Annotated in this window: 14 protein-coding genes; 3 read left to right on the top strand and 11 right to left on the bottom strand. The window is 38.3% G+C overall.

From position 1 onward, the window contains the following. The 5 genes from H0Z31_11505 to H0Z31_11485 form a co-directional block, all read right to left on the bottom strand. On the bottom strand, positions 1-329 hold a 329-nt coding region (locus H0Z31_11505; protein MBO8178068.1), incomplete at its 3' end, for a transposase family protein. Between the two features lie 171 nt (positions 330-500). Further along, the gene (locus tag H0Z31_11500; GenBank protein MBO8178067.1) at positions 501-2,693 is read right to left on the bottom strand and encodes a PAS domain S-box protein; all 2,193 of its coding nucleotides are present in this window, start codon (positions 2,691-2,693) and stop codon (positions 501-503) included. A 415-nt stretch (positions 2,694-3,108) separates the two neighbouring features. After that, a complete protein-coding gene (locus H0Z31_11495; GenBank protein MBO8178066.1) occupies positions 3,109-5,118 on the bottom strand; it encodes a S9 family peptidase in 2,010 nt (669 codons plus the stop codon). A gap of 555 nt (positions 5,119-5,673) precedes the next feature. Beyond that, positions 5,674-6,990 carry an aspartate aminotransferase family protein gene (locus H0Z31_11490; GenBank protein MBO8178065.1) on the bottom strand — a complete coding sequence of 439 codons (1,317 nt, stop codon included), beginning with the start codon at positions 6,988-6,990 and terminating at the stop codon, positions 5,674-5,676. Between the two features lie 143 nt (positions 6,991-7,133). Next, positions 7,134-8,522: a YjiH family protein gene (locus H0Z31_11485; protein MBO8178064.1), complete on the bottom strand. Its 1,389-nt coding sequence runs from the start codon at positions 8,520-8,522 to the stop codon at positions 7,134-7,136. 264 nt (positions 8,523-8,786) lie between these two features. On the opposite strand from H0Z31_11485, the gene H0Z31_11480 reads away from it, so the two are divergent. Next, on the top strand, positions 8,787-9,173 hold the full coding sequence (locus tag H0Z31_11480) for a hypothetical protein (protein MBO8178063.1): 387 nt from the start codon (positions 8,787-8,789) through the stop codon (positions 9,171-9,173). A 16-nt stretch (positions 9,174-9,189) separates the two neighbouring features. Here the strand turns inward: H0Z31_11480 and H0Z31_11475 are convergent, their stop codons facing one another. Then, positions 9,190-9,747, bottom strand: a complete 558-nt coding sequence (locus H0Z31_11475) for a competence protein ComK (protein MBO8178062.1) — start codon at positions 9,745-9,747, stop codon at positions 9,190-9,192. Between the two features lie 186 nt (positions 9,748-9,933). Between H0Z31_11475 and H0Z31_11470 the strand changes: the two genes are divergently transcribed. Continuing rightward, a complete protein-coding gene (locus H0Z31_11470; GenBank protein ID MBO8178061.1) occupies positions 9,934-10,170 on the top strand; it encodes an IDEAL domain-containing protein in 237 nt (78 codons plus the stop codon). A 156-nt stretch (positions 10,171-10,326) separates the two neighbouring features. Here H0Z31_11470 and H0Z31_11465 read toward each other — a convergent pair whose 3' ends face one another. The 3 genes from H0Z31_11465 to H0Z31_11455 all read right to left on the bottom strand — a co-directional run bounded on the left by H0Z31_11465 (position 10,327) and on the right by H0Z31_11455 (position 12,847). Next, the gene (locus H0Z31_11465) at positions 10,327-11,598 is read right to left on the bottom strand and encodes a M48 family metallopeptidase (GenBank protein MBO8178060.1); all 1,272 of its coding nucleotides are present in this window, start codon (positions 11,596-11,598) and stop codon (positions 10,327-10,329) included. Between the two features lie 222 nt (positions 11,599-11,820). Beyond that, complete coding sequence (locus H0Z31_11460; GenBank protein MBO8178059.1) at positions 11,821-12,126, bottom strand: AzlD domain-containing protein; 306 nt, start codon at positions 12,124-12,126, stop codon at positions 11,821-11,823. After that, entirely contained in the window at positions 12,116-12,847 is a 732-nt protein-coding gene (locus H0Z31_11455; protein ID MBO8178058.1) for an AzlC family ABC transporter permease, read from the bottom strand. Before H0Z31_11455 ends, H0Z31_11460 begins: the two co-directional genes overlap by 11 nt. Before the next feature lie 173 nt (positions 12,848-13,020). On the opposite strand from H0Z31_11455, the gene H0Z31_11450 reads away from it, so the two are divergent. Further along, positions 13,021-13,578 carry a helix-turn-helix transcriptional regulator gene (locus H0Z31_11450; GenBank protein ID MBO8178057.1) on the top strand — a complete coding sequence of 186 codons (558 nt, stop codon included), beginning with the start codon at positions 13,021-13,023 and terminating at the stop codon, positions 13,576-13,578. A 47-nt stretch (positions 13,579-13,625) separates the two neighbouring features. Here H0Z31_11450 and H0Z31_11445 read toward each other — a convergent pair whose 3' ends face one another. Both H0Z31_11445 and H0Z31_11440 read right to left on the bottom strand, forming a co-directional pair. Then, on the bottom strand, positions 13,626-14,402 hold the full coding sequence (locus tag H0Z31_11445) for an enoyl-CoA hydratase/isomerase family protein (GenBank protein ID MBO8178056.1): 777 nt from the start codon (positions 14,400-14,402) through the stop codon (positions 13,626-13,628). A gap of 109 nt (positions 14,403-14,511) precedes the next feature. Continuing rightward, positions 14,512-16,062, bottom strand: coding sequence for a fatty acid--CoA ligase family protein (locus tag H0Z31_11440; protein MBO8178055.1), 1,551 nt, complete (start codon positions 16,060-16,062; stop codon positions 14,512-14,514). Positions 16,063-16,429: the final 367 nt, after the last annotated feature.

Below are 16,429 nucleotides of genomic sequence, written 5' to 3'. Positions count from 1 at the left end.
GAGCCAATGCACATTTCGTACAGATATTCTCTGTACCGATTGGTCTGATGCTTATTAGGACTGATAGATTCAAATGTTTGTGAAAATACCTCATTACAGTTGTGACAACGGTATCTATACACTCTGACAAATAAGAAAAGGGGCTTACCTAATACGGACAAGTCACGAACCTTTCTTGTCCGCCAGTCATGGACATGACTAGAAAAAAAACCGCAGTAAGAACAGCGTTCTTCTGTAGTATTTTTCTCAACATGTAACAAATTGCAATCTTCAAGAAACACTTGTTTAACAACTTCAAATTCTGGCAAATCTAGTGATACGGAAAACACTTTAGAACCTCCTGTTATGTTAAGTGACGCTAACATTATTGCCAGGAATTCGTGAGTGTTTTCCTTATTTTTTGGGTTAAATCACAAAATGTGGTGATGAATCTGATTTTTTAAATGGCACCAATTAAAAGGCGCGAAGAATTTTCCTCGCGCCTTTTACCTTTTGGTATTTTACTTTTGATTTTCTCTATTCTCTTTATCATAAAAATCGGGGTATGCTTTTTCCACGACAGATGAAGAGATTGGAAAACTAAGATCCACAGTAGTTCCTTGACCTACTTCACTTTCAATCTTAATTCTTCCTTTGTGAGCTTCGATAATTTTAAAACTTACCATTAACCCTAAACCTGTTCCCTTTTCCTTCGTACTATAAAAAGGCTCTCCCAACTTTGCGATTCTGTCTTTAGGTATCCCGCACCCTTGATCAATAAAGCGAATAACAAGATTATTTTCTTTCTTTTTGGCTTGAATCTTGACCTTTCCACCATTTGGCATTGCCTCTATGGCATTTTTAATAATATTTATGAATACTTGTTTTAATTGATTTTCATCGCAATATAGTAGAGGGAGGTTAGGTTCAAATTCGGAAATCATTTTAACATTATTTAAGATCGCCTGTGATTCAAGTAAGGTCATCACATCTTTTAAAAGATCGGAAACATCTTTCTGCCGAAAATTCATTACCTGTGGTTTCCCTAGCATCAAAAATTCGTTCACAATAAAGTTAATTCTCTCCAATTCAGATTCCATAATTTCAAAATAATGTTTATGTGTTTCGCATTCTTCTTTTAAAAGATGCATAAAACCCTTGATAGAAGTTAACGGATTTCGAATCTCATGGGCCACCCCTGCGGCCAGCTCCCCTACAACCGCGAGCTTTTCCGATTTTCGTAATAACTCTTCCGCCTGTTTACGCTCTGTAATATCTGTGGAAACAAATAGGATTTGATCGATTTCCCTGTTTGGAGAGAAAATTGGCAGTCTTACTGTTTCTATCCACCTAATCTTCCCTTCTTGATCCTTGAACTCTTCTTCAAGAACAAAGCGTTCCTTTATTGTCTCAATTTCTTCCCAAACTCGAACTAGATTAGAGTCTATATGAAACTGAAAATCATCGATCTTTTTGCCGAGAAGATCCTGCGTTTCTGTTCCTAAAAGTTTAGCAAATGACTCGTTTACAAGGGTAAATTTACCTTCCTTGTCGATAGCATAAATATAACTTGGATTCATATCGATAATTTTTCGGAGATATTCTTTTTGTTCTTTCAATTGTTCTTCTTTAAGGTGTAAATTCGCTTTCGACCGGCGAATATAATGAATCATTTCATTAAAACGATTGGAGAGTTGTCCGATTTCTGTATTATCAATTTTCTCGATTCGTTGATTATAATCTCCCTTCGCCACTTGATCCACCGCAAGATATAATCTACGAATTGGATGTATGATTTGCCTTGCATATAAAGCCGTCAAAATAGATAAAACAATAAAAGTAACTAGCGAAATCGTCCACAATGATTTTTGAAATGTTAAGTATGGCTGATAAATTTCATCAACCGGTATTTGGGCGACAATTCCCCAATCTAAAATCGGGATATGTTCAAAAGAAGCAAAAAACCAAGTACCTTTTGAGTTCAAAACTTCTTGATACCCCGATTTCTTTTCCAATACCTTTTTTACGACAAGGTTTTGACTTACGTCCTCCCCGATTCGTTCCTTTGATGGATGAGATATTATTTTTCCGTTTCTATCGACAATAAACGTGTACCCGTTATCCCCGATTTTAAAACTTTGAAATATAGATTGAAAAATTTCATTATCTTCAATACGCAACGATAAATTGACGACTCGTTCGACTTCGTTACGGTCGTCTAAAACAGGAACTGAAACAACAAGCAAAAATCGTCCTGTATCTGCGGACACTACATCACTAAAATAAACTTTTTTTGTTTTAAGTGCTTCCTGAAAATATTCACGCTTGCTTAAGTTATAATTTTGTAAATGTTTAAGGTCATTGGGGTAAAACGCTCGTACATATCCATTTGTATCCAAAACGGTGCCACTATCAATATAAGGGGAAACGGTAATAATCGTCTCTAACCCTTTAAAAAGTTGGTCAAAATCATTCGACTTAAAATGTTCATTCGTCTGAACATAATTCTCAAGACTCTGTAGGTCTTTCGCAATGAGAGTAATTTGATCTTTCATGCGCAAAACCGTTTTATCGGTAATTTGCCGATATTGTTCCTTTGAAATTTCCGGCAATATCATACGTGATACGATAAACATTAAACCTAAAAGTGTACATATAATGGCTAGAGTAATGATATAAATTTTCCAAAAAATCTGTGATTTAAACAGTTTCATGTTGTTACTCCTTAACTTATTGATAATCGTACACTAAAGGAAGATGAATAAAAGTTTGTGTAAAGAAAATAAGTAGCCGAAAAAGAAAAAGGCAGGGTATTCTCAGGCCAAAAATTTAAGAGAAAGCAGTACCCTACCATATCCAAAAGTATACCTAATTTCGACTTTACTAATCAACTAGAAGATGTTCAGTGGAATGGTTCAGCGTTTATGTTATAAATTCATTTCTTGTCTACCCACATTCTGTTCCATATGCAAGCCGTTTTCGAGTTTGTTCACTTTTAATGCCTTGTTAGCTATTATTTGGATCCATTCTAGAGAAACAAGATGAGAGTCTCTTGTCAAAAAATTTTACATATTTTTCACTCGATGGCCTCATCTACCTTTTACTTCTACCTAAAATTCACGCAAAAAATTATTTTTTTGGTACGAGGTATTGTTGAAACCATTCGCAAATATAATGAAGTCGTTTGATGCGTAGTGACGGCTTTCCACTTCGAGATAAATCGTGATTCGATTCCGGAAAGCGGATAAACTTAGTTACTTTCTTTTTCCTTTTTAAAGCAATAAATAATTGTTCTGCTTGTTCAATTGGGCAGCGGAAATCTTTTTCACTATGCAAAATAAGGAGCGGCGTTTCGACATTGTTTACATATGCGAGCGGAGAATGCTTCCATAGCTTTTCCATATTGTCTAAGTCACCGCCAATTTGCCATTCAGAAAAATAATAGCCGATATCACTTACCCCATAGAAACTGATCCAGTTGGAAATCGATCGTTGCGTGACCGCAGCTTTAAATCGATTGGTATGAGCGACAATCCAATTCGTCATAAACCCACCGTAGCTTCCACCTGTCACACCTAATCGTTCCTCGTCGATAAACGAATAACGGGATAACACGTAATCCACACCTTTCATGAGATCGACGTAATCGTTTCCGCCATAATCTCCCCGCACAGCATTTACAAACGTTTGACCATACCCATGGCTTCCTCTTGGATTCACATACAATACGGCATACCCTTGAGAAGCGAGCAATTGAAATTCATGGAAAAATCCGAATCCGTACATCATATGCGGTCCTCCATGAATTTGGAGAACGAGCGGATACTTTTCTCCCTCCTTATAACGTGCGGGTTTCATAAGCCACCCATGAATAGTCCATCCTTCAGCACCTTCGTATTCGAAATCTTCCGGTTCAGACAATAACACCTCTTCTTTCCATTCTTTATTGACGTTGGTCAAGCGTTCTTTTTCACCCGTTGTAAAATCAATGAAGTATAAATCTCCTGGATCCGTCGGAGTACTGATGGCTACGACTCCACGGTGCCGAGCCGCATCTAACGTAAAACCGTACACATATTGAGATTCCAGTAAGGCTGGGTAAATTTCTCCCGCACAACTACCGTAATAAATGCCCGTATTTCCACGATCAGTCGCCATGAAATAAAAGCTATGATGGTCGTCCGCCCATAAAACCCCAGGTGTCACAATGCCTTGCTGGACATCACCTAATAAATAGTTTCCTACCGGTGCATCAAATTCACTTGTAAAACATTGCAGTTCTTCGTTTTCCCAATTGTACAACCAAATGCGAGAAAGTGTTGCGTTTTCAAACTCGCGTTGATGACCGATAAACGTCAAGTATTGACCATTTTTCGACCAGGTGACTCCGTCGTAAAAACCAGACGTATTTGTCAATTTCCGATGGGTGTTCGTTTTACGGTCGTACAAATAGACGTCTTCATGAAACGATACATCTTTATCTTCTGATTGATCAGCTACATACGCTATGTATCGTCCATCTGGTGACCATGATTGGAGGCGAAAGTCAGTATCACCTTCCGTAATTTGTTCTACTTCCCCAGTTTCGATATCGATGACGACAATGTGCGATCGACTGCCATCCACCATTCCCAGTCCATCTTGTTTATACTTCATCCATTCGACTTCAATAGGTTGAAGCTCTTTTTCTTGTTCCTGACCTTCCTCTATCGATTCGCCTTCTTTAATGGATATGGAACAAGCAATTTTCGTTCCACACGGAGACCAGACAGGATGTTGAGCCCCATTTGTAAAAAACGTAAGCTGTTTCGCTTCTCCACCATATTTCGGTAACAAAAAGAGCTGATTTTTACCTGTGCGATTCGAAACAAAAACAATCTTTTTCCCATCTGGTGACCAACGAGGAGTCATATTCCGGTGTTCTCCATGTGTCCATTGAACATTTTCTCTAGCTTCTAAATCCATATAAAAAATGTGCGACTGGTATTCGTTTTTCTCTTCATTCATTGTTGTTTGGACATATAGCAATTCTTTTCCGTCCGGCGATAACTGCGGATCGGTTACACTTTTGATTCGGTATAAATCTTCCGCTACGACACAGCGCTTCTTCACCCTACATTCCACCTTTCTTTTACCCATATACATTTCGACTCGGTTGTTCGTTTCCCTTTTTTTATATTTTACTATATCCACTGCTTGATTTATTTTTTTAGTAGTGGAGGTAAAAAGATATTTGATGACTGTCAATTCTAATAAAGCAGCAATTCCTGTCTCATTCCCCTCGATAACTCAGAAAAACCCGGATTACCTTCTACTGTGATGACTCATCCAACTTCTTCACACCTTCCATAGTCTTGACCTATTTTTCCAGACTCGACTTCCTTTTATCTTCCATATTAGGTTTCTTTTGACGAACTCTTCCTCATCACGAATCTTCAAAACAAAGTCGCACGAGCTGATTATCAAAATTGGCAAGTCGACATTGTTTATGAACGATGAAAACAATATTGCCAAAGTGAAGCTATGATTTCCCTTTCTTATCTTGAAAGCCTTTCGCAAAACAATAAGAAGAAAAAAGGAACCAGAGCTTTCTAAGCACTGATTCCTTCTGATTAACCGACATTTAACTGTCAACTTTATATTCCGTTATGGATATGCGCTTTGTTAGAAAAAGTATATGATCGATGTTTTTTCTTATACACATATTCCAATTTCTTCCTCGTAGATTGTCAACGCATCATCAAGCATTTTTAAGCCAACGTCAATTTGTTCTTTCGTTACGGTTAATGGTGGTATCATTCGAATGACTTCAGTTTTATTTCCACAAAAATAGAAGAGGACACCTTTTTCTAATGCCAAATCTAATATTCTAAATAAACCGTCTGAATTTGGTTTTTTTGTTTTCGGGTCAATGATCTCAATTCCGATCATCAATCCAATCGCACGAATATCACCAATGACAGGGTGTTTTTCTTTTAATTCCTTCAATTTCTCAACAGCATATGCACCCATTTTTTTCGTGTTTTCTAATAAATTTTCTTGTTCAATCACATCTAATACAGCAAGGGCTGCTGAACATGCAATTGGATTACCGCCAAATGTTGTTGCATGACTGCCTAACGGCCATTGTTTCATTAATTCTTTTGAAGCAACCGTTGCACTTAACGGAAGACCATTGGCAATTCCTTTCGCAATCGCCATAATGTCTGGAACAACATCAAACGTTTGGGCAGCAAACCATTCACCTGTACGTCCAAACCCTGTTTGGACCTCATCAAAAATAAGAAGTATGTTGTGGCGGTCACAAATTTCCCGCAGTTTTTTCAGCCATGCCTTTGGCGGAACAATATATCCCCCTTCACCTAATACAGGTTCAACAATAACAGCAGCAACCTCTTCAGGTGTGACTTGGTGGTCAAACAGACGCTGAAAATCTTTTTCCAACTTTTCCACTACATACGTTTCGGGATCCACACCTTCAGGGCATTCCCTTGTATCGGCATAAGGGATTTGATAGGAACCCGTGGGCTGTAAAAATTTACGGTATTTACTTTTTGAAGTTGTGACACTTAACGCTCCCATTGAGCGCCCGTGAAAACATCCGATAAACGAAACTATAAAGGGGCGCTGTGTCACATGTTTCGCTAACTTAATCGCTCCTTCAATCGCTTCTGTACCGCTATTACCAAAAAAGAAACAATCCAAATTTCCTGGTAATATTTTCGCCAATCGGTCAGCTAACGTTAAAATAGATTCATAGATAATGACACCTGAAGGCCCATGCGCCAGCTGATCGGCACCATCTTTAATGGCTTGTACGACTTTTGGATGACGATGACCAACATTGGTTGTGGCAATTCCTGACGTAAAATCTAAATATTTTTTTCCATCCATACCGTAATAATAGCAACCCTCTTCTTTTATGACTGGCAAATTCGGATGGTCCTTTGCCATACTTGGTGCTAAAAGATTAGACATTTTTTCGATAAGATAACTCCATTCTTTACCCATGATGATTACCTCCTAGTGTATTCTCATTTATCGAATTCGTTCTAATTAAAGTCGCAAAAACTAGCTTTAATGGAAACTACCTATCCTTTTGGAGTGCGAATCTCTCACGAAAAAGAAAGCTCCATTTGATCTTGTTATGATGGTTAGAAGAAGAATAAATGTGCCATTAAAGCAGCAACTGGCAACGTAATGATCGTTCTTTGTAAAAAGATAATAAACAGTTCAACAAACGAAATCGGAATTTTGGATTTCAAGAGCAGAATTCCGATTTCAGACATATAAATCAGTTGGGTTAAGGACAGAACGGCAATAACAAATCGTGTAATTTCTGATTCAATCCCGCTTCCGATTACAGCCGGCAAAAACATATCAGCGAAGCCTACGATCATCGCCGGTGCAGCTGCTTCAGCCTCTGGAAGCTGTAATAGATTTAAAAATGGAACAAAAGGATAGGATAAATAGTTAAAAATCGGTGTATATTCTGCAACAATTAGGGCAACTGTCCCTAATGCCATCACGAGCGGGATCAATCCAAACCAAATATCAACCACATTGTACATCCCTTTAATAACGACTTGACGAATACTTTTTACCTGTTCTGCTTTTTCAACCGCTTTTTCAATTGCCCAGCGGAAACTGGAAACACCGCTTGGCACAAACTCATCGATTTGCTTTCCAACAGGCTCATAGTAGGTATCTTTTTTTAATGAAAGCGGTGGGATTCTCGGACAAATAATTGCTGCAATGATACCAGCAACAACAACTGTAAAATAAAATTCTACAAACATATCATCAATTTTGATAAACTTGGCAATTACTAAACTAAAAGCGATGGAAGCGATTGAAAAGTTGGTTGCTACTACCGCTGCTTCACGCTTCGTATAATAACCAGATTCATATTGCTGGGTCGTAATCAATACACCAACGGTTCCACTGCCCATCCACGATGCCATCGCATCAATCGACGAACGTCCAGGCAATTTGAATACCGGATACATCACCTTACGAACCATCGTCCCAATAAAATCCATTAGTCCAAACTCTAGTAAAAGCGGCATAAAAAGGCTGGCAAATAAAAACCAAACCATTAACACAGGGATTAAATCAAAGAGAACAACACCGCCAGTCAATTTAGACCAAATAAATTCCGGGCCGACTTCGTTCAATGTAAATATTGCAAAAACAGAACCGATGATTCGTAAGGTCAACCAAAATGGACTAACATCAAACAAGCTAGTTAACCATGCATTCTTTTTTATCGCAGGCAGATCAATTATTTTTACGATGAAACTCCCAGCAGCAGATAAGCAAATAACACCCGTCATAAATAATGGTATGTAATCAGCAATGGCCACCTGCAGCCAATCTGCCATCACTCCTAGACCAATCGTAACCTTTCCATTTACTTGAATAGGAACAAGGAAGAGGAGAACTCCTAATAACGACGGCAACAAAAATTTTAAGTATTGCTTTGCTAAAAAGCCTTGTTTTACTCCTGTATTTTCTACTGAATTTATTCGTCTCGCTTCCATCTTTACCACCCTCTAACAAAATGAATTCCCTCACTTGAATAATATTACAAGATTATACATAAATATGCAATCTATTTTATTACACTCCCCCCCTCTCTCCTAATCTTTTTTAATACCTACATTTATTTTTCGACTAGATTGTCGCTTTCCCTTTTAAAAAAGGAAATATTTTACCATGTCCATTACTTGATTTATTTCTGTTCAATGGGGTAAAATAAATACACGAACAGATGTTCGATACTTAAGGAAAAAGGGGAGCTTCGTATGACACGAATTCCTGAAAACGATCGAAATATTTTAGAACAGGCGATTTATTTACCAATGGTGTTAACCGTATTAAACCGAGATTTAGCCATTATCGAGCAAGCGCCATTTAAGTTAAAACGACCATACATTGAACTCATTGAAGAAACGATGAAAGCCATCCAACAAGAACTGGCTGATGTAAAAAAATATATGCACAAAAATAAAATGAAAGTGGAACGGTTAAAAAGTGACGACACGTTTACCATGTATTTGTTTTTGTACAAAGGATACGAAGAGCATCATAATTATTTTAACCCGCGACTGCGAAACAAAGTCGAAGAACTGATGCGCCATTATTTATATAAACGACACCTTCCCGTCACCGACAAACGGAAAGAAGCATGAACATTCACGCTTCTTTCTAATGTTTTTTCTCCACAGACCACGTATACGGATGAACGTGTTCTGCCGCTTTTGTCTTGGTCATTGGAAAGTAGATAAAATGGGCTCTTCGCTCCATTTCTTCCATTCGTTGTGAAAGTCTTGTCCGTAAAAGAGCCGTGCGCAATAATTGCGAATTGAAAACACTGTACGATACTGGAAGGCGAAACGTTTGTTTATTCCGGAACGTAACGCTTGTCGTGTTGGTATCTAGCCGCTCATGAGAAACGACGTGTTCATGGGAAATCCAAATACACTCCTGCTTCGAGGGAGACATGGTGGGAAAGAGAAAAATAGATGTGTGAGGATCAATGATGATTGGAGGTTTGTGTCCAGAGCCGATGAGTTGCTTTGCCCCTTGCCTCCTTCCTTCGTAAGAGGATCCAAAAAACTCACAGCTTTTTTTCACAATATCTAACGGTTTAAATGGAGATAAAAACTGATCCGATAGTTCAAACACTTCCGTATAAATTTTTGATCCATATTTTATAGGAAAAAGCAACATCGTATGTGGATTCACTTCGTACTCTTCAATCATTCTTCGACGTTCTTGCACTCCTAACCCTCCTTTATTATTTCTATATATTTACAATTGTACCATTAATGGTAAAGATTGTCTGTATTTATTTAACATAGAATAATTTATCAAAATATTTAAAATTTTCAGTTGATTTATCACCAAATTGACCATATAATAGAAAAAAGGTCAACAGAGGTGAACGATATGAAAAATGAAAAGTCTTACACAGAGTTAATGAAGTCTTGTGCGATGACCTGGAATAAAGACAAAGAGCGGACGGTTTTGGACATTTATATCGACACGCTATTGTATGAAGTACAGTTGAATAGAGAAAAAGAGCGCCTACTCAACGAAATCGATACCTCTTTGGATCGCTACGACAAAGCTTCATTTATGCATTATTCTTCCCAATACATTAAGCTTATGGAATGTTTCGGTTAATTCTTCTTTCTTCCCCCATTTTCCTTCATGCCATGTATATGGCATCTTTTTCTGTGTTTATAACACTTCTTCTAAATCCCATGACGATGAGAAAAACCACAAAAAAACCTTTTTCCCTTCACGCAATAAGCAAGAAGGAAAAAAGGTTATTATTCATTATTCTTCATCATCTTCGATTGGATACGTTTCAATCATCATAATCCGGTCCAACATCGACGGATGGCTATAGCGAAACAGCTTCACGAAAAATGGTGGATGAACTTGACTTAGGCTTGCTTTCGTAAGTTCTTGAAACGTACCAATCGCTGCCTCTTTATTTTCGGTTAACTCAATCGCATACTTGTCGGCACGGGTTTCTTCATAACGTGACACCGCGTTTGATAACGGACTGACCGCAAAAAGCAACATGGACGTAAAAAGAAAGAATAGTGGTAAAGTACGCAATTGATGAACGTGTTCCAAGTGAAATGTTTTTCCGTATTTGGTGATAAAGGCTCGCATCCATTTTGCAGTTAACCAAAGCCCGACAAACGATAATAGTAAATAAACTGCAATACCAAAATAAATATGCTTTTCTACATAATGAGCCATTTCGTGCGCCATGACGAATAAAATTTCGTCCTCACTTAATTGATTTAACGTCGTATCCCAAAGTACAATACGGGAGTTGGAACCAATTCCGGTCACATATGCGTTTAACGCATTCGTTTTTTCAGCCATGTTCACTTCATACACATGCTTGGCAGGTATTCCTGCTTCTTCTGCCAACGTTAAAATTTTCTTTTCTAATTCTTTATTTTGCAATGGATAAAAATCGTTGTACAACGGATCAATCATGACCGGTTGAATAAACATAAGAAACAATGTAAACGGAATCGACAATATCCAAGCAACGAGCCACCAACGTTGTTGAAACCGTGCCATTAACCAATAAAGTACTAAAACGACAATGTACATAATGACGTAATTGACCCAAAAATCGATTAACTGATCCTTCATCCAAAGCGAAAACGTTTGGGTTGTAATACCATATTGAACCGAATAATAGTAGGATATATAATTCAATGGTAATGTAATCACCGTTGCCACTAAATAAAACCAAAACAAATAAACAGCTGTTTGTACAAACGATAAACGAGAAGTTTTTTTCCCCCACTCTTCAAACTTTCGTGAAAATCCCCAAATGATCAGGAAAAAGTAAATGAACCATTCAAATGGGGTTGCTAAAAAAAATAAAAAGTTTCGAATGGCAGAATACTTCTCACTTAACATCAGTTCTCGGTCATTTAAAAATGTTGCTGGGTCCGCACTTGTCCCTTCATACCATTCTGGAATACTTGTATTAGCCCAATGAAATATATACGCATACATAACCAATACAAATAAAAGATATCCGCCTATTGAAAAAAACGTCCATTTCCGGACCATCGAATTCCCTCCCCCTGTCCTTCTCCTTATTATTTGTAGTTCAAAATCATTTATTTAGAACAAGCAATAAAAAAAAGACCATTCCTATTGCTGAGGAATTGGTCTAGAAGTCAAAGGTGTCTAGAGGTCTAAGGTGTAAGTGTCCGGCTAGTTGAGAAACAGTCCCAATACTTTGTGAAAAAATGCCAGAAACCAAGCAATCTGACCGAAAACCAAATCATTTTAAAAAATGATAGAAACAAGTGCTAACATACCGATTGAGCCAAGCACAACCACAATTACGTTCATTTCGATAAAAGCTAATACGAAGGCTGTTGCGGCCCCAACGACACCATACCATATACTCTCTTGAATAAATAATACACCTGGGAGTATAAGTGCACCTAATGTAGCGTAAGGAACATTTTTTAACACGTTTTGCCAAAACGCAGGGAGCTCCATGTTTTTCAACAAGAGAAAGGGTAACATTCGGGGAATATACGTGACCAGTCCCATTCCTAAAATGACCCAAATCAAATTAGTCTGCATGAAGCTTAACCCCCTTTTTTCGAAATTGTTCAATCCATTCTACAATAACGGAGGACAAAATGGTCGAACAAACGATTGCCCAGCCACTGGATAACACATTGCTGAATACAAATATCGAGTTAAAGGAAGCAGCAATTATAGCTAAATGAACCACTTTGGCACTTTGCTTCATTGACGGTACTAAAAGACCGATAAACATAGCGTACAAACCAATGGTCATACTTTCTTGCAAAACAGACGGCAAATTCGCCCCAACGATATGTCCTAAAGCCGAGTTGACCACCCAACTAGTATAGGCTATAAAAATAACTCCAAAAAAGTAGGCTGATGACACGGTTCCTTTTTGAGTTGCGGCAATCGAAAATGTCTCATCGGTCATCCCAAACGCATAAAGCGCCTTTTTCCACACGGCATCTTCTTCCATTTTTTCGTTTAAAGAGGCCGCCATTAACAAATGGCGAATATTAACAATAAACGTCGTCAGAACTATTTCAAATCCGGTAACCCCAGCCGCTAATAAGTTCAATGAAATGTATTGGGACGCCCCCGCAAACACGATCACGCTCATCAACACGGTGTCCAAAAGGGACAAATGAGTCGATTTTGCTAACAGTCCGAACGTTAAAGCGATTGGAAAATACCCAATCCCAATGCTAATCCCTGCCTGTAATCCTTTCGTAAATTCAGACTTTCGCTTCACTTGTTCGACCGGCAATTCCACAGTTTCTCACCTCATCTCCCTAATCTCACCTAAAATTGTTAATAATTACATTCATACCATTAACTATTTGCCATTAAAAATTTAGTATAATAGGAGTATATTTCCTTCCTTTGACTATTAAACTATATTATACATTTGTGCGTTATATTACACAAGCGGAGATGTGAATACGAATGAAAAAAATTCAACAAACCATCGGTGAAAATTTAAAAACATTACGACAAAGCCGCGGCCTTAGTTTAGATCAAACATCCGCGCTAACAGGTGTAAGTAAAGCCATGCTCGGCCAAATTGAACGCGGGGAGTCAAATCCAACGGTTGCGACTCTATGGAAAATCGCCAACGGGTTAAAAGTTTCCTTTTCTTCTTTGTTAAAAGTAGCTAATGCACCTGTCACCATTATTCGGCATCATGAAAACGAACCGATTCCCGAAGATGATGGAAAATATCGCGTCTATCCTATCATCCCATTTGACCCCGAAAAAAAGTTTGAAGTATATATTATTGAGCTTGACCCAGGTTGTAACTATGTCAATACTGGTCATGCTCCAGGAATGGAAGAATATATTACGATGATAAAGGGGACGATGCACATTACTGTTGACGAAACAGTCTATACGTTAAATCAAGGTGACTCCTTGCACTTTCAAGGAAACGTATACCACGTGTATGAAAATCGCACCAACGAAACCATTATGTGTCAAATGATGATTTATTACACAGAGGATTAATAAAACGAGGCAGAACGGATCATCGCTCTGCCTCGTTTTATATTTTCTTATTTTCCTTGAAAGACTGGCTTCCGTTTTTCGGCAAAGGCACGTAATGCTTCCACACGATCTTCGGTTGGAATGGTTATTTCATATGCTTTACGTTCCAAATGAAGACCTGTCTGTAAATCTACTTGCATTCCATGTTTCACAGCAAATTTGGCCTGTTGAACAGCGATCGGTCCATTGGCTAGCAAACGCTGCACAAATACATCGACTTGATCTGAAAGTTCATGACCTTCAATTATTCCGGTTAATAACCCATAGGAATACGCCTCTTCGGCGGTCATTTTTTTCGCCGTTAATATTAGCTCAAGCGCCTTTGCTTCCCCAACGATGCGCGGAAGTCGCTGCGTCCCGCCGGCACCTGGAATGATTCCTAAGCTCGTTTCCGTCAATCCCATCAACGCTTGTTTGCTAGCAAAACGGAAGTCACAGGCTAACGCTAACTCCATGCCACCTCCGAACGCATATCCATTTATCATGGCAATCGTTGGCTGAGGGAGGTCATCAATAGCGGAAAATACTTCTCCAATTTTATACACATTCCGCTTCACTTGTTGTTCTGTTAATGTTTTCCGCTCTTTTAAATCGGCTCCCACGCTAAACGCCCGCTCTCCGGCACCGGTAAAGACGACGACCCGAATATCCGGATTAATCCGGATGGATTCCACTACCTGTTCGAGCTTTAACAGCATATCGTAATTAAAAGCGTTCATCATTTCTGGACGATTTAATGTTACGTACGCCACATGCTGTTTTTGTTCAAGCAGCACAACGTTCATTCCTCATCACCTCTCCCCTTTGTTCAACCACCTTAATTCGACAAAAGAAGAGAAAATCCTTTGAATATTCTTAAAATAGTAGATAAAAAGAAATTAGTAAATACTAGAATCACTTTACTTCTACTTGTGCTGCTTGTTGTTTTAATACCCTTCTTAAAATTTTTCCTGTCGTATTTTTCGGTAGTTCATCAAGAAATTCAACCAATCTCGGAACTTTATAATCTGCAATGTGTTCACGACAAAATTGAATAATGCCCTCTTCCGTTAACCCTGGATTCGAAGAAACGATATAGCCCTTCACCGTTTCCCCATAGGCTGGATCAGGAACGCCTACGACACACGCTTCAACGACGTCTGGATGGCGGTACAGCACTTCCTCGACTTCTCTCGGATATACATTATATCCACCGACAAGAATCATATCTTTTTTCCGGTCGACGATATAAAAATAACCTTCTTCGTCTTGTTTAGCTAAATCTCCTGTATATAACCAGCCATCTTTAATCGTCGCATTCGTTTCTTCCGGCATTTTATAGTATCCTTTCATCACGTTTGGTCCGCGAACAATTAGCTCACCTACTTGTCCAACAGGCACTTCCTGACCAAGTTCATCGACAACTTTATTTTCTACATTCATAATCGATGTACCAATGGAACCAGGTTTTCGCGGACGATCTAAAGGATTAAAGCATGTAACTGGTGACGCTTCTGACAAGCCGTAGCCTTCGGAAATGATGACACCAAACTTTTTCTCAAAGTTTTCTAATAATGCAACTGGTAGGGATGCCCCCCCAGAAATACATAGACGCAATGTAGATAAATCCGTTGGGTCCCCTTCTTTATACTGATATAAGAAATTGTACATCGTCGGAACACCAGTAAAAATGGTCGCTTTATAAGTCTTCGCTAGTCGGAAAATTTCTTTTGGGCTAAACTTTGGAACAATTAACAACGTAGCCCCGTTTAACAGAGGTGCATTTAAAGCCACCGTTAAGCAAAAGACATGGAACATCGGTAACGTCGTAATAACCCGATCGTCCTCACTCATTTGTAAGTAATCGGCGACATCTTTCGCATTGGAATATAAGTTTTTATACGTTAGCATAGCCCCTTTTGGTTTTCCTGTCGTGCCTGAAGTATACAAAATGACTGCGACATCGTCGTTATCTATCGGTACATCGACAAATTTGGAATCCCCTAGGGCCAAAACATTTGTAAAGGCTTTCAAAATAGTGTTTAATGTAGAAGTGGTCCAGTTGGTTTCTTGGGAAGTTTCACATAAGATGACATGCTCAACGGATGGAACGTGAGGGACGATTTTTTCCATGACAGGGAGTAGAACGTCTAAGGTGATAATGGCTTTCACATCGCCGTTGTAGACGATATACTGAATTTCCTCTGGCGTATATACCGGATTAATCGGGATAACAGTCACCCCAAGGCGCATCGCCCCATATAGGGAAATAATAAAATGTGGTGAATTACCGACAATTAAGGCGATATGGTCTCCTTTTTTTAATCCTAATTGGGATAAACCATTAGCAAATTTCGAAACAGCTTCGTTTAATTCTCCATATGTACAAGGTTTGTCTTGAAAATAGTAAGCCGTTTTATGAGAATACGTTTGAGCCGTTTTCTCCAACTGACTGGCTAAATTCATGAATACCCTCCCTTTCTAAAATGAATGAATAACCATTCATTATTTGTGTAAAATTTTCTAAATATATTATATAAAAAGAAAATTTTGTATTCAATAACCGCCAATAAAAAAAGAGCGGATCCTAAATCATAATATCCCGCTCCGCCACTGGATAAACGACGTACGACGTGAATTCCATTTTTCTCTACATATCCGTATTAATTTCTTTAATGGTGTTTTGATTTTTTTCCTATAATAATAGAAAGTTCATTAATAAATGAATAACAAATACGTTTCGTTTGGATCTAAATGCTTTAGGGTTTATTCTTCAATCACTAAATTGATTTACGATTCTTTGATTATCAATAAACAGTATCTCTATATTTCC

Source organism: Bacillus sp. (in: firmicutes), from assembly GCA_017656295.1.
Taxonomy (GTDB): domain Bacteria; phylum Bacillota; class Bacilli; order Bacillales; family JACDOC01; genus JACDOC01.
This window is presented reverse-complemented; position numbering and strand designations above follow the sequence as displayed.

What these genes read in the sequence shown, in the direction of transcription:
- H0Z31_11450 (MBO8178057.1), top strand. Translation starts at nt 13,021, where the DNA reads ATGAAAAAAATTCAACAAACCATCGGTGAAAATTTAAAAACATTACGA.
- H0Z31_11500 (MBO8178067.1), bottom strand. Translation starts at nt 2,693, where the DNA reads ATGAAACTGTTTAAATCACAGATTTTTTGGAAAATTTATATCATTACT.
- H0Z31_11460 (MBO8178059.1), bottom strand. Translation starts at nt 12,126, where the DNA reads ATGCAGACTAATTTGATTTGGGTCATTTTAGGAATGGGACTGGTCACG.
- H0Z31_11440 (MBO8178055.1), bottom strand. Translation starts at nt 16,062, where the DNA reads ATGAATTTAGCCAGTCAGTTGGAGAAAACGGCTCAAACGTATTCTCAT.
- H0Z31_11490 (MBO8178065.1), bottom strand. Translation starts at nt 6,990, where the DNA reads ATGGGTAAAGAATGGAGTTATCTTATCGAAAAAATGTCTAATCTTTTA.
- H0Z31_11495 (MBO8178066.1), bottom strand. Translation starts at nt 5,118, where the DNA reads ATGGGTAAAAGAAAGGTGGAATGTAGGGTGAAGAAGCGCTGTGTCGTA.
- H0Z31_11475 (MBO8178062.1), bottom strand. Translation starts at nt 9,747, where the DNA reads ATGATTGAAGAGTACGAAGTGAATCCACATACGATGTTGCTTTTTCCT.
- H0Z31_11470 (MBO8178061.1), top strand. Translation starts at nt 9,934, where the DNA reads ATGAAAAATGAAAAGTCTTACACAGAGTTAATGAAGTCTTGTGCGATG.
- H0Z31_11480 (MBO8178063.1), top strand. Translation starts at nt 8,787, where the DNA reads ATGACACGAATTCCTGAAAACGATCGAAATATTTTAGAACAGGCGATT.
- H0Z31_11465 (MBO8178060.1), bottom strand. Translation starts at nt 11,598, where the DNA reads ATGGTCCGGAAATGGACGTTTTTTTCAATAGGCGGATATCTTTTATTT.
- H0Z31_11445 (MBO8178056.1), bottom strand. Translation starts at nt 14,402, where the DNA reads ATGAACGTTGTGCTGCTTGAACAAAAACAGCATGTGGCGTACGTAACA.
- H0Z31_11485 (MBO8178064.1), bottom strand. Translation starts at nt 8,522, where the DNA reads ATGGAAGCGAGACGAATAAATTCAGTAGAAAATACAGGAGTAAAACAA.